Here is a 20,671-nt window from a genome sequence, read left to right as displayed (position 1 = left end):
GAGAGTCCGTTGCAGGATCGCGAGGTGCGCATCTGCGTCGTCGGTGACGAGCTGGCCACTGGTGTCGGGGACGCCAGGGCGCTCGGCTGGACCGGCCGCGTCGTCGCGCGCACCCACTTCGCCCGGCCCGCCATGCTCTTCACCCTTGCCGTCCCCGGCGAGACCAGCACGCAGCTCGGCGCGCGGTGGGAGGCGGAGACCGCCATGCGGTTCGGCCCGGACTCCGAGGTGGAGAACCGCCTGGTCGTGGCCCTGGGGCGGCACGACGTCTCCTCGGGGCTCACCGTCGCGCGCTCGCGCCTGAACCTGGCGAACATCCTGGACGTCGCGGACGCGAACCGGACGGCGGCGTTCGTCGTCGGGCCGCCGCCCGGCGCGCCGGCGGACGGGAACCGGATCGCCGAGCTGTCCGACGCGTTCGCCGACGTCGCGAGCCGGCGCCGGGTGCCGTACGTCGACACGTACACGCCGCTCGCGCAGCACGAGCAGTGGCTCGCCGACCTCGCGCAGGGCGGCGGCACCTACCCCGGCCAGGCCGGGTACGGCCTCATGGCGTGGCTCGTGCTGCACACGGGCTGGCACGCCTGGCTGGGCCTCCCCCAGGACGAGGTGGCGTGACGGTCGGCTGAGGCGAGTGGATACAGCGAGGTCGGTAGTTGGCATCGAGATCGGTCCAGGGATGGACCGATCTCGATGCCAACTACCGACCTCGTGAGTCTCAGGTCAGCTGGCCTCGGGTGATCGTGGCCGTGCCCGAGACCGTGTTCGTCGAGACGTAGGCCGCGGCACCCGGCTCCGCGTGGTCGACGACGACGGTACGCTGCGCGCTGGACAGCGCCTGCGTGCCGTCGATCAGCACCTTGCCCGTGACGCTGCGCGCACGGAGGTTGATCGGCGACCCGGCGTCGAGCTGCACCGCCGCCGATCCGGAGACCGTCTTGGCGTTGACCAGCGGCGTCGTGCCGACGGCGGTGACGTCGACCGCACCGGAGACGGTCTGGACGGAGACCCGGCCCAGCGCACCCTGGAGCGACACGGCGCCCGACACGGTGGTGGCGGACACGTCTCCGGCGTGCTCGGCGACGGCGACAGTCCCCGTGCCGGACTTCGTGGAGACGGATCCGGTGGTGCCGGTGACCGTGATGGCGCCGCCGGCGGTCTTGACGTTGACACCCGCCTGCGCGCCGGTCACGACGACCTCGGCACCGACGGTCGCGACGTCGACGACGGAGGCGGCCGGGACGGTCACCCGCACGACGGCGCTGTCCTGGTCCTTGAGGCCGCGGAAGCGGTCCACGAAGCCCTCCAGGCCGGGGAAGTCGTAGGCCACGCGGAGGTTGCCGTGCTCGGCGAGGATCTGCAGCGGCCGGCTCGACACCTCGACGACCTCCACGACGGCGCCGGAGGTACGGTTCGGGTCGGCCACGATCTCCGCGCGGCCGTTCGTCAGTCGGACGGTCAGGGTCGTGGCGCCGTCGACCTCGATGGTCTGCGGCTCGGCCACGCTCCAGGACTCGGTGGTCATCGCTCTGCTCCGTTCATGGGATGGGTTCAAGGGGCCGGTTCAAGGGGCGGGAATCACTGGTGGGGGTTGGTGCGATGGGTGCGGTGCGGCGACGAGGTCGTGCTGGTCGGCAGCGTCCCACGGATCGCGGCGCGCGCCGAGTCGAGGACGGTGCGAAGCGTCTCCACGGTCAGCGCCGACACCGTACCGGCGACGTCGGCCTCTCGCAGATCGGCCAGGACGTCGTTGCGGAACCTCTGCAGCATCGCCTCGGCGTCGTGCCGCAGCGAGTTGGACTGGGCACGGCGCGGGTCCGGCGTCGTGCCCGGTCCCGGCCGCGGGCGGGTGCGGGCCTCCTGCGCCGCGGCGGCGAGCTCGGCCCGCAGGCCGCGCATCGTGTCGCGGATGTCGGCCCGTACCTCGTCCGCGAGGCTGCGCACCGTCTCGGCGACGCTGCGCTCGAGGCGCCGGACGTCGTCGAGGCGAGCGTCGATCTCGGCCCGGCCCGCCGGGGTCAGCTCGTAGCTGCCCTTGCGGCCCGTGCCGGACGCGCCCGACGACTCCGGGGCGTCCGGGACGGTCCGACGGACGAGCCCCTCCTCCTCGAGCCGGGCCAGGCGCGGGTAGATGGTCCCGGCGCTGGGGCGGTAGGTGCCGCCGAAGCGCTGGGTCAGCTCGGTGATGAGCTCGTACCCGTGCCGCGGCCCGTCCAGGAGGAGGACCAGCAGGTACAGGCGCAGCTCACCGTGGGCGAAGACAGGTGGCATCTACAGCTCCACGGGTGAGCCGTCCGCGGGAGCTGCCGCTGCCGGGGCGTCGGCGACGGCGTCCTGCGGCCCGCCGATGATCGTGACGTCACCGGACACGCCGGTCATCCGCAGCCGCGTGCCGCCCGGCGTCGTGGACCGCACGAGGCGCTCCCCGCGGCCGGTGAACTGCATACCGCGGATCGTGACCCGGCCGCTGACGCTCTGTGCCGACACGTCGACCGCGCCGTCGTCCGGCAGGCGCAGCAGCAGGTTGCCGGAGACCGTGTTGACCTTGACCGACCGGGGCTGCGTCACCAGGTCGAACGTCACGTCGCCCGAGACCGACGACGAGACGACCGAGTCGGCCGACCCGCTCACCACGACGTCGGCGGACACGGTGTTGCTCGTGACGTCCCCCACGTGGTCGCGGACGGTCACGTCGCCGGAGACGGTGTTCAGCTTGAGGTCCCCGGCGGTGCGCGAGACCAGGAGCGCCCCGGAGACGGTGGAGGCGGACGCGCCCGCCGTCGTCCCCGCGAGGAGGCCCTCGCCGCGGACGGTGCCGAGCCGGACGGCGGTGCCGGCGGGAACCGCCACATGGATGTCGGCGCGCGCCTTGCCGCCGAAGTCGGCCCAGCGCTTCATGAACGAGCCCCAGCCCGACAGGCCGCTCTCGTGGCCGATCTCCAGGTGGCCGTCGGCGAAGTGCACCTCGAGGGACCGGCCCTCGACGGAGTGCACCTCCACGCGGACGCCGGGCTCGTCGTGGGCCACGATGTCGAGCCGTCCGTCGACGACGTGGGCGTCGACGGAGGTGACGCCGTCGAGCTCGATGGTCTGTGGACCGGTGACGGTCCAGTTGTCGGTGCTCATGGTTCCTCCTGCGTGCTCCACGTCCTGAGGTCTTGCTCCAGACTCTCGGTCGGACGCGATATATCGCGTCACGCAAGACACGATATATCGCGTCCATGGGCCTGGCAACCCCTCGATGCCCGGCGGCGCCCTGATCTGTGGGATCATGGGCACCATTCAGTCCGTCACCTGTCAGGAGACACCCATGAGCAAGCGCGGTCGCAAGCGCCGTAGCCGCAAGGGCTCGGCCGCCAACCACGGCAAGCGTCCCAACGCCTGAGCCGTAGGCCGCCCGCAGGGCACACGAAAGGGCCGGAACCGCCATGGTTCCGGCCCTTCGTCATGTCCGGGCGTCGTGTCGGGCGGCTCAGCCCGCCACGGTCACTCCACCACCGCCATCACGGTGAGCTGCTGGTGGATGCGCAGCCGCAGCGTGTCCGGCGCGCGCTCGCTGCACGACCGCTTCACGAGCTGCTTCACGAGATCCTCGACGCTCAGCTCGGCCAGGCACGGCGAGCAGTGGGCGACGTGGGCGCGCATGCGCTCCTCGTCCTCCGGCGTCATCTCGGAGTCGAGGTACTCGTACAGGTGCTTGAGTGCGTGGTCGCACTCGGACTCCCCCGCCGTGTCGTGCGGGATGGGTTCGACGTTGTTCACTGCGCACCTCCGGGCGCCTGGCTGACGAGTCCTCGCTGAGCCGCGTAGTCGGCGAGGAGCTCACGCAGCTGCCGGCGTCCGCGATGGAGACGGGACATGACGGTCCCGATCGGAGTCCCCATGATCTCCGCGATCTCCTTGTAGGGGAAGCCTTCGACGTCGGCGTAGTACACGACCATCCGACGGTCCTCCGGGAGCTCGGCGAGCGCCCGCTTGATGTCGCTGTCCGGGAGCCGGTCCAGCGCCTCGGCCTCGGCCGAGCGCAGGCCGCGCGAGGTGTGCGACTCCGCGCGCGCGATCTGCCAGTCCTCGACCTCCTCGGTCTGCGACTGCTGCGGCTCGCGCTGCTTCTTGCGGTAGCTGTTGATGAACGTGTTCGTGAGGATGCGGTACAGCCAGGCCTTCAGGTTGGTGCCCGGCCGGTACTGGTGGAACGCGGCGAAGGCCTTGGCGAAGGTCTCCTGCACCAGGTCCTCGGCGTCGGCGGGGTTGCGCGTCATGCGCAGCGCCGCGGAGTAGAGCTGGTCGAGGTACTGCAGGGCGTCCCGCTCGAACCGCGCGGCCCGAGCCGTCGCGTCCTCCTCCTGTGGGGAGCGCTCGGTTCCCTCGCTCACGTCCTCGTCGGGGCGCACCCCGGCGTCGGCACCGACGGTGTCGCCGCCGATGCCCTGGTTCTGCTCGCGGGAAGTGTCTGTCATCGCACTTGAGCCTAGCCTCGTCGGCCAGCCGGTGTTCGCCAGGGCGCCCTCGATGGCGTCGGCCGTGCCCTTCGCCGCGTCGGAGCGGGTGTCCAGCAGGTGCGCGGGGACCGCGCCGAGCATCAGAGGCGCGTCCGACGCCGGGACCGCGTCCGGGCTCGTCGCCGCCCCAGCCAGCACGCCGGGCACCCCGCCCGCCGCGTTCGTCGCCGCGCTCGCCACCGTGCCGATCACCGTGTTCCTCACCGCATCCCTCTCGAGGCATTGCTCCACGTTGGGTTCAACCTTCGCCCGCGGCGCCGAATTCCCGGCGTGTCGGGGCCAAGGGACGAAGCCTCGCGGCGTCATCCTGCTGCGTCTGCCGCGCGGATCTGCCAAGGTGGAGGCATGCTGCTTCGACACATCGCGCGACCGCTGCTGGCCTCGACGTTCATCTACGACGGAGTGCGGGCCGCCCGGAAGCCGAGCGAGCACGTGGCCGCCGCCAAGTCCGGGTCCGCCCTCGCCACGCGGGCGCTCGGGGCCGAGCCGCTCAGCGAGGCGCAGGTGACCACGCTCGTGCGCGCGCACGGGATCGCGACGGCCACCGCGGGCGCGCTGCTCGCGCTCGGCAAGGCGCCGCGGGTGTCCGCCGTCGCGCTGGCGCTGCTCACGCTGCCGCTCGCCGTGGTGAACCAGCCCTTCACCGCGCCGAAGGAGGAGCGCGCCCAGCGCACCGACCGGTTCGTGCGCAACCTCGGCGCCGTCGGCGCCGCCCTGATCGCGGGCGTGGACCTCGAGGGCAGGCCCGGCCTGTCCTGGCGCGTCCAGCAGGCACGCGCCGCACGCGCGGAGGCGAAGGCAGCCGCCGCCGAGAGCTAGCTCCGCGATAATCTCGGCACATGACTTCCTCCACGACCGCGCCCGCCCCCACCTGGGAAGCGCCGCTCGCCGGCGCCCCGCTGGACGCGACGGTCGAGGTGCCGGGCAGCAAGTCGCTCACCAACCGGCTCCTGGTGCTGGCGGCCCTCGCGGACGCCCCCGGCACGCTGCGCGGCGCCCTGCGCAGCCGCGACGCCGACCTGATGATCCGCGCCCTGCGCGCGCTCGGCGCGGACGTCGAGGAGGGCGACCACCCGAGCACCCTGCGGGTGACGCCAGGGCCGGTCACCGGCCACACCGAGATCGACACCGGGCTGGCCGGCACGGTCATGCGGTTCCTGCCGCCCGTCGCGGCGCTCGCCGACGGCCCCGTGCAGTTCGACGGCGACGCAGAGGCCCGCGTCCGCCCGATGCTCCCGGTGCTCGCCGCGCTCCGCGCGCTCGGCATCACCGTGCACGACGACGACCCGGCAAGCCTGCCGACGCACCTCCCCTTCACCGTCGAGGGCCGGGGTAGCGTGCAGGGCGGCGCCGTCGACGTCGACGCCTCGGAGTCCTCCCAGTTCGTGTCCGGGCTGCTGCTCGCGGCGGCGCGGTTCGAACGCGGCCTCACGCTGCGGCACATCGGCGCCACCCTCCCGAGCCTGCCGCACATCGAGATGACGGTCGCCACGCTGCGCGACGTCGGCGTGGTCGTCGACGACTCACGCGACGGCATGTGGGACGTCTCCCCCGGGCCCATCGCCGGCCGGGACGTCCGGGTCGAGCCCGACCTGTCCAACGCCGCGCCGTTCCTCGCCGCCGCCCTCGTGGCGGGCGGCACGGTGCGCGTGCCCGGCTGGCCGACGCTGACCACCCAGCCCGGCGCGATGGTCCCTGAGCTGCTGGAGCGCATGGGCGGGACGTCCACGCTCGCCGACGGCGTGCTGACCGTGACGGGGACGGGTGAGGTGCACGGCATCGACGTCGACCTGCACGCGGGTGGCGAGCTCGCGCCCACCTTCGCGGCGCTGGCCGCGCTCGCGGACTCGCCGTCCCGGCTGCGCGGGATCGCGCACCTGCGCGGCCACGAGACGGACCGCCTGGCGGCGCTGGCCCGCGAGATCACCCGGCTCGGCGGGCAGGCCGAGGAGACCCGCGACGGGCTGGTCATCACGCCGCGGCCGCTGCGCGGCGACGTCGTGCGCACGTACGCCGACCACCGGATGGCGACGTCGGCGGCGCTGCTGGGGCTCCGCGTGCCGGGCGTGCTGGTGGAGAACGTGGGCACCACGGCCAAGACGCTGCCCGACTTCACCGGGATGTGGCTGCACATGCTCGGCTCGGCCGCCTGATGGGCGCGGGGCCTGCCTGATGGGACGTGGCTGATGGGGCGGCGCGACATCCGCGACGAGTCGGACTTCCGGTCCCGCCCGTCGAAGCGCGGCTCACGTCCGCGGACCAAGCAGCGCCCTGAGCACTCGGATGCCGTGACCGGGCTGGTCACGGGGGTGGACCGGGGGCGATACACGTTGCTGGTCGGTGGGGCGGAGGGCCGTGCGGCCGAGGGGGTGACTCCTTCGGCTGGAGGGGTGCCGAGCGCGTCGGGCGGGGCGCCTGGCCTGTCGGGCGGAGCGCCCGGCGCGCCGACCGGTGGCGCGGCCGACGGGACCGTCGTGACCGCGATGAAGGCGCGCGAGCTCACCCGCACGCGCGTCGTGGTGGGCGACCGGGTCGATGTCGTGGGCGACGTCTCCGGCGAGGAGGGGACGCTCGCGCGCATCGTGCGCATCCAGGAGCGCACCTCGACGCTGCGCCGCACCGCCGACGACACCGACCCGTACGAGCGGATCGTGGTCGCCAACGCGGACCAGCTCGTCATCGTCACGGCGCTGGCCCAGCCCGAGCCCCGCACGGGCATGATCGACCGCTGTGTCGTGGCCGCCTACGACGCCGGGATGTCGGTGCTCCTCTGCCTGACCAAGGCCGACCTCGCCTCCCCCGACGCGCTCCGCGAGCTGTACGAGCCGCTCGGGGTCCAGGTGGTGGTGACGCGGCGGGCGGTGGTTGGCGATGGGGCTGACGGCGGTGGTAGTGAGGCTGGCGGCAGCGGTGGTGTGGCTGGCACCGGCGGTGGGGCCGACGGCGGCGGTGCCGACAGCAGCGGTAGCGCCGACGGCGGCGGTGGGGCCGACGGCAGCGGTGGGGCCGACGGCGAGGCTGCGGGCGAGCTGACCCTGGCGCCCGACTCCGTCGAGGAGGTGCGCGACCGGCTGCGCGGGCTGGTGTCGGTGCTGGTGGGGCACTCGGGCGTCGGCAAGTCCACGCTGATCAACGCCCTGGTGCCCGACGCCGGGCGCGCCACCGGCGTCGTCAACGACGTGACGGGGCGGGGCCGGCACACCTCGACGTCGGCGGTGGCGCTGCGGCTGCCCGTCACTGGCTCGGGCGGGCCGAGCCGGCCGAGCAGGCTGGGTGGGCCGGCCGGAGCCGGCGCACCGGGTGAGGCAGCCGGCGCAACAGGTGAGACAGCCGGCGCAACAGGTGAGACAGCCGGTGCAACGGGTGGGGCAGCCGGCGCAACGGGTGGGGCAGCCGGCGCAATGGGTGGGGCAGCCGGCGCACCCGGCGCCTTCGACGGCTGGGTGATCGACACGCCGGGCGTGCGCTCGTTCGGCCTAGCGCACGTCGAGGTGGCGCACCTGCTGCACGCCTTCGAGGACCTCGACGAGGTGGCCCAGGAGTGCCCGCGCGGCTGCACCCACCTCGCGGACGCCCCGGACTGCGCCCTCGACGACTGGATCGAAACCTCCTCCGAGGAGGAACGACCGGCCCGCGCAGCTCGCCTCGCCTCGTTCCGCCGCCTGCTCTCCTCCCGAACGGGCACCGACACCTGACCGAACCCCGAACCGGTCAGTGTTTCGGGTGGCCGTTCGCAACGTGCGACTCCCAACCGCTCCGCCAGTCAGCCGCGCCGAACCGAAACTTGCCAGTTCGACCGACCCACCACCGACGTCGAACCGCAACCCGCCAGCCCCACCCCGCCGACCGCCAACGCCGAACCGCAACTTGCGAGTCTCACTCCGCCGACCGCCAACGCCGAACCGCAACATGATGGTGAACCCCCGCGCCGAGCCGCAGCGAACACGTCAATCAGAGCCCTCATCTACATGCAACCTTCGGTTCGACGTCCCGATGGACGACCAGCTTTCGGTTCGGCGATCCGCGTCACGATGAACGTGCCGTTCGGCGGGATCGTTGCCCGCGCGGCCAACGGCCAAGGCCGTCCAGGCCCGACATCCAGGCCCGACACCCAGGTCCGTCAAACAGACCATCCAGGCCAGCCGGACGGACCGCTTAGGTCAGCCGGCAGTCCGCCCATATCCGCCAACAGACCACCCGAGTCAGACTGTGCACCGTGACCGACCGAAACGACGCGGCCCCGGCCAGGTGGCCCCAGGCGCGAGTACGAGCGCGCACCTTCCGCTACGGCGCTGCGGACGTGCAGTACCTGGACGACGGCGGAGCGCGAGCCGCGCTGGTCGTCGCCGAGGACCAGGCGTTCGCCACGCTCATCGAGGAGCACATCGTGCTCGTCGAGCGGGTCGCGGAGTACCGGCCCGGGCGGTTCTACGAGCGTGAGCTGCCCGCGCTGAAACAGGTCATGTCCGGAGTAGCGCCCCTGGACCTACTGATCATCGACGGTTACGTGGACCTCGACCCCACCGGCCGGCCCGGGCTCGGTGCCCACGTTGCCGGCTCCGGCCTCGCGCCTGTCGTGCTCGGCGTCGCCAAGACCCGCTTCCGGACGGCGACGCACGCCGCCGAGGTGCTGCGCGGCCAGTCCGTCCGGCCGTTGTACGTCACGGCGTCAGGTATGGCGGTCGACGCCGCCGCCGAACTCGTGCGCACAATGTCAGGCACCGCGCGGCTGCCCGACGCCCTGCGACGCGTGGATCGGCTGGCACGCGGGGCCATGCCGGCGCCGACCGCGCCGCACTGGCTGGCCGCGTCGGACAGCAGCGCGCCGGACTGACCGTGTCGCTCGACGGGCTCCGGCGGGACAGACCGACTGCCATCACGGACGACCGTCACCGCTCGCCGTTGTCCTGATCACGGCTGGAGGAACATCCAGCGGTGGCCCTCCACGTCCTCCGCCCGGTACAGCCGGCCGTACGGGGCCTTCTCGATCTCGGAGAGCAGCCCGGCGCCCGCCGCCTTGGCGCGGGCGTAGTGGGCGTCGATGTCAGCCACGTGGACCAGGACGCCGTCGATCACCCAGGGCGTCGACAGCCAGGCGTCCGCCGCGGCGCAGTGCCTGCGGTGCGCGGTGGGTCCCTCGTAGGACGCGAGCTCCGAGAGCATCACGCGCCCGCCCCCGGCGTTGAGCTCACCGTGGGAGAGGTGACCGTCGTCGTCCAGCCAGCGTTCCGCTTCGGTGAAGCCGAACGCCTTGATGAGCCAGTCCATGGCCGCGACGCCGTCCTGGTAGGACAGCATGGGGATCACCGACGGCTCGGCGACGACGGTGGGCTCGGACAGAACAGTTGGTTCGGGCATGACAGACCTCCTCACTCTCGAACAAATGTACGAGCCTTTCGTGGATCTGTCGAGCGGAGCGGGACGGCTACACGACCTGGAAACCGAACAGCTCCACCGCCCAGGGGTCGAGCCGGCCGGCGGACGGGCCGCCGCCATCGGCCCCCTCGATGGTGAAGCCGAAGAACTCGCGCAGGGCGTGCTCCCCCAGCTCCAGCGGATGGAACGGGAGCGGGTAGTCGCCGAGGGCCGTGTGCTCCCCGGCCCAGAACGGCTTCTCGAAGGCGAGCCGCTCGCCCGTGTCCTCCAGGACGCCGTCGTCCGGCGACAGGCTCAGCGAGCGCACCAGCGCGCCGTCCCGCCAGACCGCGAAGGCGAACCAGTCGACCACGCTGTGCATGGCGTGCAGGTAGAGGGTGCGGCCCATGCTCGCGTCGACCAGGTGCGCGGGGAGCTGCGAGGGGAGGTCGAGCATGAGCGCCTGGTCGCACAGGACGTCCACCTCCGGCGTCGACAGCGCGCACGCCCGGCCCTCCGGCGGGAACACCGCGTCGCCGAGGTCCCACGGCTCCTCGCCGTCCGGGCGGATCCGCGCCGGTGGCCAGAGCAGGCCCAGCAGCTCGGCCGCACTCGCCTCGTCGGCGAACGCCGCGGCTCCCTCCAGCCCTGCCGCCACGTCCCCGTCGGCGTACACCAGCATCGCGGTCTTCGCGCCCATCTCGTCTCCCGCCCTCGGCTGCCCCTGCCCACGGCGTCCCGCCCCGACGCCGCACACGAGAGTACGGGCAACCGCTGACACCGCCACTCCACTCACGGGGGCTGGACAGACGGCAGACTGAGCACATGCGCATCTACGTGCCCGCCACGCTCGACGAGCTCGACGCCGTCAGCCACACCACCGACGCCGCCCGCTGGACCGTCGCCCCGCGGCGCGCGCACGCCGTCACCACGGAGCTTCAGGCCACCCTGCCCGACGAGGACGCCGAGGGCCTGGAGTACATCGCGGCGCTCAACGCCGCCGACGACTCCCTCGCTCTCATCGCCGGCCGGCCGGACGCCCCGCACCAGCGCGTGGTCATCACGGTGGAGGTCCCGGACGGCGCCGTCAGCCCGGTCTCGGAGAACGTGGGGTCGGCCGGCGCCGACGACGAGCCCGTCGCCTCAGAGGTCCAGGTGACGGGCACCGTCGAGGACGTCGCGATCGTCTGCGTGCACGTCGACGAGGTGGAGGCGGCCGCTGACATCGCCGACGTGCTGGCCGCCGCGGACGAGGAGAGCGACGCCGAGGCGACGACGGAGGTCGGCGAGGAGTCGGAGACCGCGCTCGACGAGGCGCTGCAGCGGGTCACCGACCGGGACCTGCTCTGGTACGACTGGAGCGAGCTCAGGGACGTGCCGCGCGCCTGAGGCCCCAGCGCGGCGCCCCGACCGGGCACCAGGGCCAGCGCCGTCAGGCCAGGAAGCCGAGCGCCTCCTCGTGCAGCTTCCCGTTCGTCGCTATCGCGTTGCCACCCCACGGGCCGGCGGTGCCGTCGAGCGCGGTGAACCTGCCGCCGGCCTCTGTGACGATCGGCACGAGCGCCGCCATGTCGTACACCTCGAGCTCGGGCTCGGCGGCGATGTCGACGCCGCCGTCGGCTACCAGCATGTACGACCAGAAGTCGCCGTACCCGCGGGTGCGCGCGCACGCGCGGGTCAGGTCGAGGAACCCGTCGAGGGAGCCGCGCTCCTCCCAGCCGCCGATGGACGCGTAGCTGAACGATGCGTCGGCGATGCGGGACACGCCAGACACGGACATCCGGGTCGCCGCCGCCAGCGACTTGCCCGTCCACGCGCCGGCGCCCTTGGCCGCCCACCAGCGCCGCCCGAGCGCGGGCGCGCTGACCAGGCCCATGACCACCTCCTCGCCGTCGGCCAGGGCGATCAGCGTTGCCCACACGGGGACCCCGCGCACGAAGTTCTTGGTGCCGTCGATCGGGTCGATGATCCAGCGCCGGGCGCCGTTGCCGGCGGAGCCGTACTCCTCCCCGACGATCGCGTCGCGCGTGCGGGCGCGGGCGAGCTGGCCGCGGATGAAGTCCTCGGCCGCGCGGTCGGCGTCGGACACGGGCGTCTGGTCCGGCTTGGTCTCGACCTTGAGGTCCCGCGCCCGGTAGCGGGACATGGTGATGGAATCGACCTGGTCGGCGATCACGTGCGCCAGACGCAGGTCGTCGGCGTAGTTGTCCTTCGTCACGGCGGCCACGGGCACAACCTAGCGCCGGAGGTCACATTCGTGCCGCCAAGCCGCGCCGGTCGGGCGGATTGTTACGCAGGAGGTCGCTGATCAGCCCCGCCCGGACGGGTTCAGACCGCCGCGGGGACCAGTTCGCGGACCCGGTCGGCGAGCCCGGCGAACGCGGTCCGCGCCGGGGACCCGGGCGCGCACTCAGCGAGCACCCGCCCGGCCAGCAGGGCGGCGTCGAGCCCGGCGGGATCGTCGGGCACGAGGTGCACGTCGTCGACTCCCGCGTACCGCGCGAGCGCGTCGCGCACCTGGGCGTCGGCCCGCCGTCCGACGGCGGAGTCGCGCACCCGGTTCACCACGACGAGGCGCGCGGCGGGTACGGGGACCGCCGCGTCCCGCAGGTCCTCCAGGCCCCGCACGAGCCGCTGCAGGCCCACGGGGTCGGCCCCGCCGACCACCACGACGACGTCAGCGGCCTGCAGCGCGCTCAGGGTCGCGCCGTTGCGCTGCGGCGCACGCGTGTCGTACATCAGCAGCTCGTCGGCCTCCAGGACCGGGCCGCAGTCGACGACGGTCCACGACGCGAGCTCGCGGCACCGCTGGAACACCACGTCGAGCGAGCTGGCCGGCAGCTCCGGCCAGCGCGACGCGCGGGTGATGCCCGTCAGCACGCGCACGCCCGGCAGCACGACGGGGCTGTGCCCGGCGAGCGTCACGACGTCGAGCACGCCCTGCGCGGCGGAGCGAGCGGCGGCGGCCAGGCCGGGCGCGTCGTCGAGCAGCCCGAGCCGGGACGTCACGGACGAGGCGTACGTGTCGGCGTCGGCCAGGACCACCGTGCCCAGCCCGTGGGACGGCACCGCGGGGCGCGACCTCCGCAGCAGGCCGGAGCGCCGCGGCGCGGCGGCGCCCACCCCCGCGAGGGCGGCGGCGAGCTCGATGGCCGTGGTGGTCCGGCCGGGCGAACCAGCGGGACCCCAGACGGCGACGACCGCCCCGGGCCGGGTCCCGGGGCCCACCTCCGCGGCGGGAACCACCGGCCCGGCGATCTCTGGCGCGTCGCCGCGGACCGCCGCGACCAGGTTCTCCGCGTCGCCGCCCGCCACGACGGCGTCGCAGCCCAGGCCGGCGAGCCGGTCCGCCGGCGTGGCAGGGTCCTCGATCGCGACCACCCGCAGGCCCGCACCACGCAGCCGCGCCACCGCGTCGCGGTCCAGGCCGGGCAGGTCGCCCGAGACGACGGCGGCCGTACCGGCCCCTGCCTCGGCCGCCGCGAGCAGCTCGGCGAGCTCCGCGCACCGCCGGGCCACCGTGACCTGCGGCTGCGCGCCGAGCACCGTGACGGCCGCCGCCTCCTCCTCGGGCGTGTGCACGGCGACCAGGACGGTGACCGCCCGCTCCTCGCTCATCCGACGCCGCCCGCGACGGGGACGACGGCGACCGTTCCGGCGTCGGCGAGCGCGGCCAGGACGGTCGGCAGCGCGTCGGCCGGGACGAGCACGTGCAGCGTGACGGTGCCGTCGACGACGATGGCGCCGTCCTCGGCGTCCACCTGCTCGACCACGACGTCCTGCGCGAGCGTCCTCGGCTCGGGCCGGTCGGCGGCCTGCTCGGGCGTGACGGGCGCCTCCGGCACGAACCACAGGTCCACCACGGCGCCCGCGCGGATCCGGTCCGAGAGCCCGGAGACGACGGGCACGGCCACCGAGCGGACGTCGGCGTCCGCGCCGAGGGCGCTCAGCGGGACGAGCTCGCCGTCGTCCACCACACGGAGCGCCACCAGGTCCGCCGGCAGCGGCTCGTCGGCCGGGAGGTAGCCGCCCGTCCCGGCACCGAGCCGGACGTCGACGGCCCGGAGCACGTCGGCGGTGAGCGGCTCGCCGGGGGTCAGGGCGCCGTCCGCCACGAAGACCGGGACGGTGCGGCTCGCCGCCGAGACGACCCACGAGCCGAATGCGACCGACAGCGCGACGAGGACGACGCCGGTCAGCAGCCGCGGGTCCCGCCAGCCCGGCCGGCGCAGGCGGCTCGCGGCAGGTTCGGGAAGGCCCTGACCCCCGACGGGGACCGCTGGAGCGGTCGGGGCATACGTCATCTCGGTCCTTCCGCGTACTTTGGTGGACTTTGGGTAGACCTTCGCGTACAAGTTGAAGGGCGAACCCACACAGAATGGCGCACAGCCTGGGCAGAGCGCCGGAACCATAGTGATCGAACGTCGCTGATCCGGCATCAGATAAACACTTCTTGTGGATAACCCCCTCATGTCGGTGTCTCGTGCCACACTGTTCCCATGGAAAAGCGCTTTCTCTCTCTGGCCGATGTAGTCGAGACCCTGAACATCTCGATGGCTCAGGGCTACGCACTCGTTCGGACCGGCGACCTTCCCGCCATCCAGGTGGGTCCCAAGAAGGTCTGGCGCGTCGAAGCGGCGGAGCTCGAGGCATACATCGAGCGCATGTATGCAAAGAGCCGTGAGCGCCTCAAGGGCTCCGCGGCCGCGGACGGCTAAAGCCCTCGTCACGCACTGACGGGACCGGCGCACCCCTCCGGAGTGGCACCGGTCCCGCCCTTGATTTACCGCTTTCTCGACGGCTTCAGGACGCCTCGCTCACGACCAGCAAGGCCGTGAACGGAACCAGCCGAGTTCCGCGATCATCGAATACATCGATGTCCAGGTGGTCGCGGCCGACCCGCCCGATCCGGCCGGCCACCACGCCACTCAGCGTGCGCACCGTGACCCGCGCCCGGTCGCGCTGCAGGGTCCGCAGCACCGGCCCCAGCCCGAGCGCGTCCCGCCGCGAGCTCGCCGACGCCGCCTGACGGGCCAGGCCGTGCGCACCCGCTATCGCGACCAGCGGCACGAGGTGCTGGTTCACCGGTTCGGGCCGCACTCCCTGCAGCAGCACCCACTCGTCCGCCGCCTCCCGCACGACGCCGCGCAACGGCGCGCCGTCGAGCAGCTCGAGCGTGACCGCCGCACCGACGACGGCGCGGAGCCGGTCCGCGAGCGTCATCGTGGCGTGCTCGGCGCGCGTCAGCTCGGACACGAGCGCGTCCGCCTCAGCGGCTGACTGCGCGCGAGCCTGCGCCTCGAGGTCGCCGAAGAGCGCCTCCCAGCGCGTAGGACCAGTCGGTTGCACGGCTGTCATGCGGCTACCTTGCGCTATCCACAGGCATCCCGGCCACCGGTAGACACCCTCACGGCATCGATGTTGAATATCGATCACTGGACGACATCAAAAGCCATCAAAATCGCCCGTGGCTCGTCTAGCGTCCGGAACATCGTCGTCGTAGGGGGAAGCATGCCGACCAACACCGTCAGTCACACATCGCCAGCAGATCACCTCGACGGCCGTCGGACGGACGGTGCCCGCCCGCGGGCGAGCACGCAGAGCGCGGCACCTCCGGAGAGCACGCCTCCGGAGAGCGCCTGGCGTGGGCTCCTCGGGTTGCTCGCCCTCTGGATCGCGCTCACCGCGGCGGCCGGCGCGCTCGGCGCGCGCACCTGGCAGGTGGGCTCGGGCCTCGGCGCCGCCCTCTTCCCGGTCGAGGGCATCGTGGAGCTCGCGGCGGTCGCCGTCGGCACGGCGGTGGCGGGCTGGGTGGGGCTGCACACGCTGGTCGCCCTGGTGTGCGTCCTCGCCGACCGGCGCGGACGGCGCTGGTCGGCCGGCGAACGGGCCGTGGCACGGCACGCGCCGACCGTGGTGCGCCGCCTCGCCCGCGCGGCCGCCGGCGCCGGTCTCGGGCTCGCCCTCACGGCCCCCACCGCGATGGCCCTGCCGCACGTGCCGCCCGCCCAGGTCGCCACGGTGGCGGACGGCGGTCCCGCCGCGATGACCCTGCCCCACGCCCCCGCCGCCGCGGGTGCGGACGACGGTCCCGCCGTGGTGCTCGACCTCGGCTGGCGGCCGACGAGCCGCGGGGCCGCGGACGATCCGGTCCCCGAGCGGTCGTCGCTGGTCAACCGGCGTACCGGGGAGGACCGCGAGCCGCTCGTCGTGGTCGAGCCGGGCGACACCCTCTGGGCGATCGCGGCTGACCAGCTCACCGATGCCCCGGGCGGCCGCGACGCCGACGCGGGCCGCCGCGCGCCGTCCGACACGGAGATCGCCGACGCCGTCGAGCGGTGGCACCACGCCAACCGCCAGGTGCTGGGCGCGGACCCCGACCTGATCCACCCGGGCACGGTGCTGCGCCAGCCCTGACCGCCCGACGCTCCCCTCCCGCGCCCGTCCCAGGAGAGCCGCTCCCCTCCCGCGCCCGTCCCAGGAGAGCCGCTCCCCTCCCGCACGCCGTCCCCAGGAGAACTGCATGACCACACTCGACAGCCCGCCAGGTGCCGCGCCGGAGCACACCCGCACGGCATCCCCGCCCACCGGAACGACGGCACCGCAGCGCGCGGGCACGGCCGCCATGCCCGGACCGACCAGCACGACCACGCCCCGGCGCGCGGACACGGCCACATCGCAACGCATCACCACAACCGCGCCCACCCGCCGGCCCGTCACGCCGCCGACGGGCCCGGTCACCGGACCCGGGATCGGTCAGCGGCTCCGCCGCATGCGGATCGGCGGCACCCCGTACCCCGAGCTGCAGAACGCGGCGGCCGCCCTCGAAGCCATGACCGGCCGACCCGTACCCGAACCGGATCCCACGCTGCCCGACCCCACCGCACAGGTGTGCCGCGTGGTGCGCGCCGCGGTGGAGGTGCTGCGCGGCGAGCGCCCGGCGGCGCAGCTCGCGCGCTGGGTCACCCCGCAGGTCTACGACCAGCTCCTGGAGCGGGGGCGGCTCATGCGGGAGGCCCGGCAGGTGCGTCCGCCCCGGCCCAAGGCGCACGCCGCCGTGGTCCGGCGGGTGCGAATGGTCCGGCTGGGCGCGACGTCGGCCGAGGCGACGGTGATCCTGCACGACGAGGGGCGGGTGCGGGCGGCGGCCGTGCGGCTGGAGGCCCGGCGGGGAGTCTGGCGCGTCGCGGTCCTGGAGATCGGCTGAGGCGGAGGTGCGGCGCAGCGTGCGGGCCGAGGAACTGGGCACGCGCCCGAAGCGGGACCGCGGGCTCAGCCGGCACCCGCTCGGCCTCAGCTACACCCACTCCACGATCAGGTCCGCCTCGTCCCGGGTGGTCGCGATGAGGTCCGCGTTGCGCTGGTCGGTACCGCGCGCCCACGCCTCGGCGTCGGGCAAGGGCTTTCCGAAGGCGTGGTGGCGCGCCACGAGGCGCCGCAGGCGCTCGGCGTCGGGCAGGTCGAGGTACCAGACCTCGGCCATCCGGGCGCGGGCGGCCGGCCAGGCACCGCTGGGGGCCAGCAGGTAGTTGCCCTCGGTGACCACAAGGGGTTCGTCCGCGACGACGACGCCGGCGGCTATCGGCTCCTCGATCTCGCGGCGGAACTCGGGCGCGTAGACGGGTGGGCTGCCGGGACGGCGGTCCGCGATCCGGTCGATCAGGGCGGCGTACCCGGCGTCGTCGAACGTATCGATGGCGCCCTTGCGGCCGCGGCTGCCGCGGGCCTCCAGGACCCGGTTGGACAGGTGGAAGCCGTCCATGCCGACTACCACCGCCGTGCCGGGCGCGAGCCCGGCGACGAGGGCGGCGGCGAGGGTCGACTTTCCGGCGCCGGGCGGGCCCGTGATCCCGAGGACACGGGCGCCGCTCGCGCGGGTGGCCTCGACCGCGAGCCCGGCCGCGCGCTCGACGAGCTCGCCGGTCGTCAGGCGCACCGCAGGTGCTCCAGCCAGGAGCGGGGGCCGATGTACTGCACCCGGATGGACGCCACCCGGATCGCCTCGACGACCGCGGTCTCCAGGTCGGCGCCCCGGGCGAGGGCCACGGACAGCGCGCCGTGGAAGGCGTCCCCGGCGCCGAGGGTGTCGCGGACGTCGACCGTCGGGACGTCGGTGGACCCGCGCCGCCCGTCCTTGTCCCGCCAGGTGACGGGCCCCGGGCCGTGCGTGGCGACGACGGCGCGGGAGTGCGGGGCATCGGCGGGGGCGTGGAAGTCCGCGGACCTGGCCGTGACGTCCGCGGAGCCGATGAGGTCGGCGAAGACGGGGCGCCACCGGCCGGCGTCGAGCACGATCAGGGGGCGGGGTTCGAGGGACTTCGCGTACGCGAGCACGCTCCGGGCCAGGTCGGGGTGGTGGCCGTCGAGCAGGACGACGTCGGGGCGGGGCAGCGCGTCGAGGGCCGCCGGCGTGACGTCGAGGCCGTCGGCGAGGGTGGCGTCGGGCGAGACGACCGACCGGTCGCCGGTCTCGTCGTCGACCATGACCGCCGACACCGCGAGGGGGATCTCCCGGCCCTCCGCCGTGTCGTGGATCTCGACGCCGTGCAGCTCCAGGTCACCCCGCGCGGCCGAGCCCACAGGACCCGAGCCGACCGCGCTGATCAGCAGCGCCCGCGCCCCGAGCGTGGCGGCGGTGACGGCCGCGTTGGCCGCCGGACCGCCCGCGGACACGTCCTGGCGGACGGCCGTGACCTTCTGGTTGGGACCCGGCCGAACACTGCTGCGGTGAATCACGTCGAGTGTCGTCAGACCAGCAAACCAGCAGGTCACGGGCATTTTTTGAGGGGCATCGGCTGGAGCGTCGAGCATGTGCAGAGGCTACCTGTGAAACCGAGTGTCACAGACCGGGCATACCGTGCAAACAGGACTACCACCCGAAACGACGGGGGCCTCGGGCCCGAGCACGAGTGCCCGAGCCCGAGGCCCGGCTGGTCACGACCACCGCCCCGCGAGCTCGTCACTCGCCGTCGGGGTAGGTCCGCTCCACGTAGATCCGCAGCACGTCCCGCACGAACCTGGCCCCCTCCGTACCGCCGTAGTTCGCGGCGAACCGGTCGTCGGCCACGTACATGTCGGCAAGGCCCAGCAGGTATCCGCGCTCGGGGCGGCGCTGCTGGTGGCCGGGCGTGCCGGGGATGGAGCCGAGCCACTCGGCATGCCGGGCGGCGACGGCCTGCGCATCGGAGGACGCCGGGTCCAGCCCGGCCTCCGCCGCGTCGATCCAGGCCTTGCCCAGGGCCTCGGCCCGCTCCGTCCACTGCCGCTGGCCCTCGGCGCCGAGGCCGCGCCACCACGCGTCGCCCTGCTCGTACGCGTCGCGGCCCCAGCGCTCGGTCACCTCCTGCTCGTACTGGGTGTGGTCGAATCCGTCGAGCATGTCCTTGGCCATGATGTTCTCCTTCGCTTCGGGGTCGTTCTCCAGGGCTGCGACGGTCCGTTCGACCGACGCGATCTGCCGCGCCAGCCGGTCCCGCTCTGCCCGCAGCGAGACGAGGTGGGTGCGCAGCGCGTCCGCCTCGCTCTGGTCGGTGTCGAGCACCTCGGCGATGTCGCCGAGGCCGAGCCCGAGGTCGCGCAGCAGCAGGATCCGCTGCAGCCGCACCAGTGCGGTGCGGTCGTAGCGGCGCGGGCCGCTCGCCGTCGTCCGGGCGGCGGGCAGCAGCCCGACGGCGTCGTAGTGGCGCAGGGTGCGGCTCGTGACGCCGGTCAGCCGCGCGATCTCCTGGATGGACCATTGCATGCCGACCACGGTAGAGGTTGACGCTGCGTCAACTTCAACCGGATAACCGAAGCAGTTTCCGAGCGCCTACGCGCACCTTCTGTGGATAACAGATCCCAAAGACATGGAAGGCCGACAATGGTCCCATGACCTCAACAAGCGAGATGACGCCTGACCATCCACTGGCGGACGACGCCGCCCTGCTCGCCTTCGCGCGGTTCCTGCACGACGGCGTCACGCCGCGCCGCCGCACGCTGTGGTTCGTCATGCTGGACGGCGGGCGCCGTCCGCTCCCGGTGATCGTCCCGGTCGACCATGTGCCGGACGAGCCCGACGCGCTCATGGTGGACAACCTGGGCCAGGCCTGGCACGAGATCCTGCACGACGAGCCCGACGCGTCGGTGCTGCTCATGCTCGAACGGCCCGGCCCGGCGGAACCGTCGTTCGACGACCACGCCTGGCGGGTAGCCCTCGGCGCGGCCGCCGCCGAGCGCGGCCTCTCGGTCGCCGGCTTCTTCCTCGCGACGGCGGACGGCGTCGTCCCGCTGCCGGACGACTGAGCCCGGCGCGGGCCCCGACAGGTGCCGATGGGCCGAGACCCGCGCCGGACGTCCGGTTCAGTCCCTGAGCAGCTCCCACTCGTCGTCGGTGAACAGGCGCGAGCGGATGAGGAACCGCACGCCCTCCGGCGCCTCGACGCTGAACCCGGCGCCGCGGCCGGGCACGACGTCGATCGTGAGGTGGGTGTGCTTCCAGTACTCGAACTGGTTCCGGCTCATCCAGACCGGGACCGTGAACGGCTCGCCGTCGCCCGTGGCGCCGGCCCCGCCACCGGCCGCACCGGCAGCGCCGGCAGGACCGGCAGCACCGGACCCGATGGCCAGATCCCCGAGGTGCACGTCGGCATCCCCGGTGAGGAAGTCGCCGTCGGGATAGCACATCGGCGACGACCCGTCGCAGCAGCCGCCGGACTGGTGGAACATCAGGTCACCGTGCTTGTCCCGCAGCCGCGTGAGCAGCGCGGCCGCGGCGTCGGTCACGGCGACCCGTGCGGGCGGTGTGCCGCCCGCCCGCCCGTCGTCGGACATGGATA

The 20,671-nt window shown here is 73.7% G+C and carries 26 protein-coding genes; 11 read left to right on the top strand and 15 right to left on the bottom strand.

All coding sequences use genetic code 11. The features are described from left to right. Window positions 1–9: 9 nt before the first annotated feature. Entirely contained in the window at window positions 10–618 is a 609-nt protein-coding gene (locus AC0QU1_RS06550) for a GDSL-type esterase/lipase family protein (protein WP_483575300.1), read from the top strand. A 100-nt stretch (window positions 619–718) separates the two neighbouring features. Here the strand turns inward: AC0QU1_RS06550 and AC0QU1_RS06545 are convergent, their stop codons facing one another. Genes AC0QU1_RS06545 through AC0QU1_RS06535 form a run of 3 tightly spaced genes read right to left on the bottom strand, consistent with a single transcriptional unit; the run spans window position 719 to window position 3,126 of the window. After that, complete coding sequence (locus AC0QU1_RS06545; protein WP_483575298.1) at window positions 719–1,525, bottom strand: DUF4097 family beta strand repeat-containing protein; 807 nt, start codon at window positions 1,523–1,525, stop codon at window positions 719–721. A 53-nt stretch (window positions 1,526–1,578) separates the two neighbouring features. Then, window positions 1,579–2,271 (bottom strand): PadR family transcriptional regulator, encoded by a 693-nt coding sequence (locus AC0QU1_RS06540; protein ID WP_483575297.1) that lies wholly within the window; start codon window positions 2,269–2,271, stop codon window positions 1,579–1,581. Beyond that, window positions 2,272–3,126 carry a DUF4097 family beta strand repeat-containing protein gene (locus AC0QU1_RS06535; RefSeq protein ID WP_483575295.1) on the bottom strand — a complete coding sequence of 285 codons (855 nt, stop codon included), beginning with the start codon at window positions 3,124–3,126 and terminating at the stop codon, window positions 2,272–2,274. A gap of 184 nt (window positions 3,127–3,310) precedes the next feature. On the opposite strand from AC0QU1_RS06535, the gene AC0QU1_RS06530 reads away from it, so the two are divergent. After that, window positions 3,311–3,385 carry a 50S ribosomal protein bL37 gene (locus AC0QU1_RS06530; protein ID WP_156968370.1) on the top strand — a complete coding sequence of 25 codons (75 nt, stop codon included), beginning with the start codon at window positions 3,311–3,313 and terminating at the stop codon, window positions 3,383–3,385. A 101-nt stretch (window positions 3,386–3,486) separates the two neighbouring features. On the opposite strand, the gene rsrA is transcribed toward AC0QU1_RS06530, so the two are convergent. Beyond that, a complete protein-coding gene (gene rsrA, locus AC0QU1_RS06525) occupies window positions 3,487–3,762 on the bottom strand; it encodes a mycothiol system anti-sigma-R factor (RefSeq protein WP_483575294.1) in 276 nt (91 codons plus the stop codon). Beyond that, window positions 3,759–4,706, bottom strand: a complete 948-nt coding sequence (locus tag AC0QU1_RS06520) for a sigma-70 family RNA polymerase sigma factor (RefSeq protein ID WP_483575292.1) — start codon at window positions 4,704–4,706, stop codon at window positions 3,759–3,761. The genes rsrA and AC0QU1_RS06520 overlap by 4 nt, the downstream gene beginning before the upstream one ends. A gap of 141 nt (window positions 4,707–4,847) precedes the next feature. Between AC0QU1_RS06520 and AC0QU1_RS06515 the strand changes: the two genes are divergently transcribed. The 4 genes from AC0QU1_RS06515 to AC0QU1_RS06500 all read left to right on the top strand — a co-directional run bounded on the left by AC0QU1_RS06515 (window position 4,848) and on the right by AC0QU1_RS06500 (window position 9,336). Beyond that, entirely contained in the window at window positions 4,848–5,321 is a 474-nt protein-coding gene (locus tag AC0QU1_RS06515; protein WP_483575291.1) for a DoxX family membrane protein, read from the top strand. 20 nt (window positions 5,322–5,341) lie between these two features. After that, the gene (aroA, locus tag AC0QU1_RS06510; protein ID WP_483575289.1) at window positions 5,342–6,655 is read left to right on the top strand and encodes a 3-phosphoshikimate 1-carboxyvinyltransferase; all 1,314 of its coding nucleotides are present in this window, start codon (window positions 5,342–5,344) and stop codon (window positions 6,653–6,655) included. Between the two features lie 33 nt (window positions 6,656–6,688). Further along, window positions 6,689–8,197, top strand: a complete 1,509-nt coding sequence (gene rsgA / locus AC0QU1_RS06505; RefSeq protein WP_483575288.1) for a ribosome small subunit-dependent GTPase A — start codon at window positions 6,689–6,691, stop codon at window positions 8,195–8,197. A 521-nt stretch (window positions 8,198–8,718) separates the two neighbouring features. Then, window positions 8,719–9,336, top strand: coding sequence for an endonuclease V (locus AC0QU1_RS06500; protein ID WP_483575286.1), 618 nt, complete (start codon window positions 8,719–8,721; stop codon window positions 9,334–9,336). A 77-nt stretch (window positions 9,337–9,413) separates the two neighbouring features. On the opposite strand, the gene AC0QU1_RS06495 is transcribed toward AC0QU1_RS06500, so the two are convergent. Continuing rightward, on the bottom strand, window positions 9,414–9,860 hold the full coding sequence (locus AC0QU1_RS06495) for a VOC family protein (protein ID WP_483575285.1): 447 nt from the start codon (window positions 9,858–9,860) through the stop codon (window positions 9,414–9,416). Window positions 9,861–9,927: 67 nt separating this feature from the next. Next, window positions 9,928–10,557: a DUF6928 family protein gene (locus tag AC0QU1_RS06490; RefSeq protein ID WP_483575283.1), complete on the bottom strand. Its 630-nt coding sequence runs from the start codon at window positions 10,555–10,557 to the stop codon at window positions 9,928–9,930. Window positions 10,558–10,682: 125 nt separating this feature from the next. On the opposite strand from AC0QU1_RS06490, the gene AC0QU1_RS06485 reads away from it, so the two are divergent. Continuing rightward, window positions 10,683–11,246 (top strand): DUF6912 family protein, encoded by a 564-nt coding sequence (locus tag AC0QU1_RS06485; protein WP_483575281.1) that lies wholly within the window; start codon window positions 10,683–10,685, stop codon window positions 11,244–11,246. Between the two features lie 43 nt (window positions 11,247–11,289). On the opposite strand, the gene hisN is transcribed toward AC0QU1_RS06485, so the two are convergent. From hisN to AC0QU1_RS06470, 3 genes are all read right to left on the bottom strand, one after another. Next, window positions 11,290–12,090, bottom strand: a complete 801-nt coding sequence (gene hisN / locus AC0QU1_RS06480; protein WP_483575280.1) for a histidinol-phosphatase — start codon at window positions 12,088–12,090, stop codon at window positions 11,290–11,292. Window positions 12,091–12,185: 95 nt separating this feature from the next. Further along, window positions 12,186–13,475, bottom strand: a complete 1,290-nt coding sequence (locus AC0QU1_RS06475) for a CpaE/TadZ family protein (RefSeq protein ID WP_483575278.1) — start codon at window positions 13,473–13,475, stop codon at window positions 12,186–12,188. Then, window positions 13,472–14,161, bottom strand: coding sequence for a CpaB family protein (locus tag AC0QU1_RS06470; RefSeq protein ID WP_483575277.1), 690 nt, complete (start codon window positions 14,159–14,161; stop codon window positions 13,472–13,474). Before AC0QU1_RS06470 ends, AC0QU1_RS06475 begins: the two co-directional genes overlap by 4 nt. 195 nt (window positions 14,162–14,356) lie before the next feature. Here AC0QU1_RS06470 and AC0QU1_RS06465 point away from each other — a divergent pair, with 195 nt between their 5' ends. Continuing rightward, window positions 14,357–14,575, top strand: a complete 219-nt coding sequence (locus AC0QU1_RS06465) for a helix-turn-helix transcriptional regulator (RefSeq protein WP_189669588.1) — start codon at window positions 14,357–14,359, stop codon at window positions 14,573–14,575. Between the two features lie 85 nt (window positions 14,576–14,660). Here the strand turns inward: AC0QU1_RS06465 and AC0QU1_RS06460 are convergent, their stop codons facing one another. Next, window positions 14,661–15,215: a hypothetical protein gene (locus AC0QU1_RS06460; RefSeq protein ID WP_483575275.1), complete on the bottom strand. Its 555-nt coding sequence runs from the start codon at window positions 15,213–15,215 to the stop codon at window positions 14,661–14,663. A 300-nt stretch (window positions 15,216–15,515) separates the two neighbouring features. Here AC0QU1_RS06460 and AC0QU1_RS06455 point away from each other — a divergent pair, with 300 nt between their 5' ends. Both AC0QU1_RS06455 and AC0QU1_RS06450 read left to right on the top strand, forming a co-directional pair. Next, window positions 15,516–16,274, top strand: a complete 759-nt coding sequence (locus tag AC0QU1_RS06455; protein ID WP_483575274.1) for a LysM peptidoglycan-binding domain-containing protein — start codon at window positions 15,516–15,518, stop codon at window positions 16,272–16,274. Window positions 16,275–16,380: 106 nt separating this feature from the next. After that, window positions 16,381–17,064 (top strand): Rv3235 family protein, encoded by a 684-nt coding sequence (locus AC0QU1_RS06450; RefSeq protein WP_483575273.1) that lies wholly within the window; start codon window positions 16,381–16,383, stop codon window positions 17,062–17,064. Window positions 17,065–17,154: 90 nt separating this feature from the next. On the opposite strand, the gene AC0QU1_RS06445 is transcribed toward AC0QU1_RS06450, so the two are convergent. The 3 genes from AC0QU1_RS06445 to AC0QU1_RS06435 all read right to left on the bottom strand — a co-directional run bounded on the left by AC0QU1_RS06445 (window position 17,155) and on the right by AC0QU1_RS06435 (window position 19,599). Beyond that, window positions 17,155–17,793, bottom strand: coding sequence for a nucleoside/nucleotide kinase family protein (locus AC0QU1_RS06445; protein ID WP_483575271.1), 639 nt, complete (start codon window positions 17,791–17,793; stop codon window positions 17,155–17,157). Continuing rightward, window positions 17,784–18,593: a PfkB family carbohydrate kinase gene (locus AC0QU1_RS06440; protein WP_483575270.1), complete on the bottom strand. Its 810-nt coding sequence runs from the start codon at window positions 18,591–18,593 to the stop codon at window positions 17,784–17,786. The genes AC0QU1_RS06445 and AC0QU1_RS06440 overlap by 10 nt, the downstream gene beginning before the upstream one ends. Window positions 18,594–18,816: 223 nt before the next feature. After that, window positions 18,817–19,599, bottom strand: coding sequence for a MerR family transcriptional regulator (locus tag AC0QU1_RS06435; protein WP_483575268.1), 783 nt, complete (start codon window positions 19,597–19,599; stop codon window positions 18,817–18,819). A 125-nt stretch (window positions 19,600–19,724) separates the two neighbouring features. Between AC0QU1_RS06435 and AC0QU1_RS06430 the strand changes: the two genes are divergently transcribed. Continuing rightward, window positions 19,725–20,138, top strand: a complete 414-nt coding sequence (locus AC0QU1_RS06430; RefSeq protein WP_483575266.1) for a hypothetical protein — start codon at window positions 19,725–19,727, stop codon at window positions 20,136–20,138. 57 nt (window positions 20,139–20,195) lie between these two features. Here the strand turns inward: AC0QU1_RS06430 and AC0QU1_RS06425 are convergent, their stop codons facing one another. Next, complete coding sequence (locus AC0QU1_RS06425) at window positions 20,196–20,666, bottom strand: DUF779 domain-containing protein (protein WP_483575264.1); 471 nt, start codon at window positions 20,664–20,666, stop codon at window positions 20,196–20,198. Between the last annotated feature and the right edge of the window lie 5 nt (window positions 20,667–20,671).

The organism is Promicromonospora noduliphila (assembly GCF_056951025.1).
Note: the sequence above shows the minus strand (reverse complement) of the source record. Positions and strands in the feature narration are given on the sequence as shown.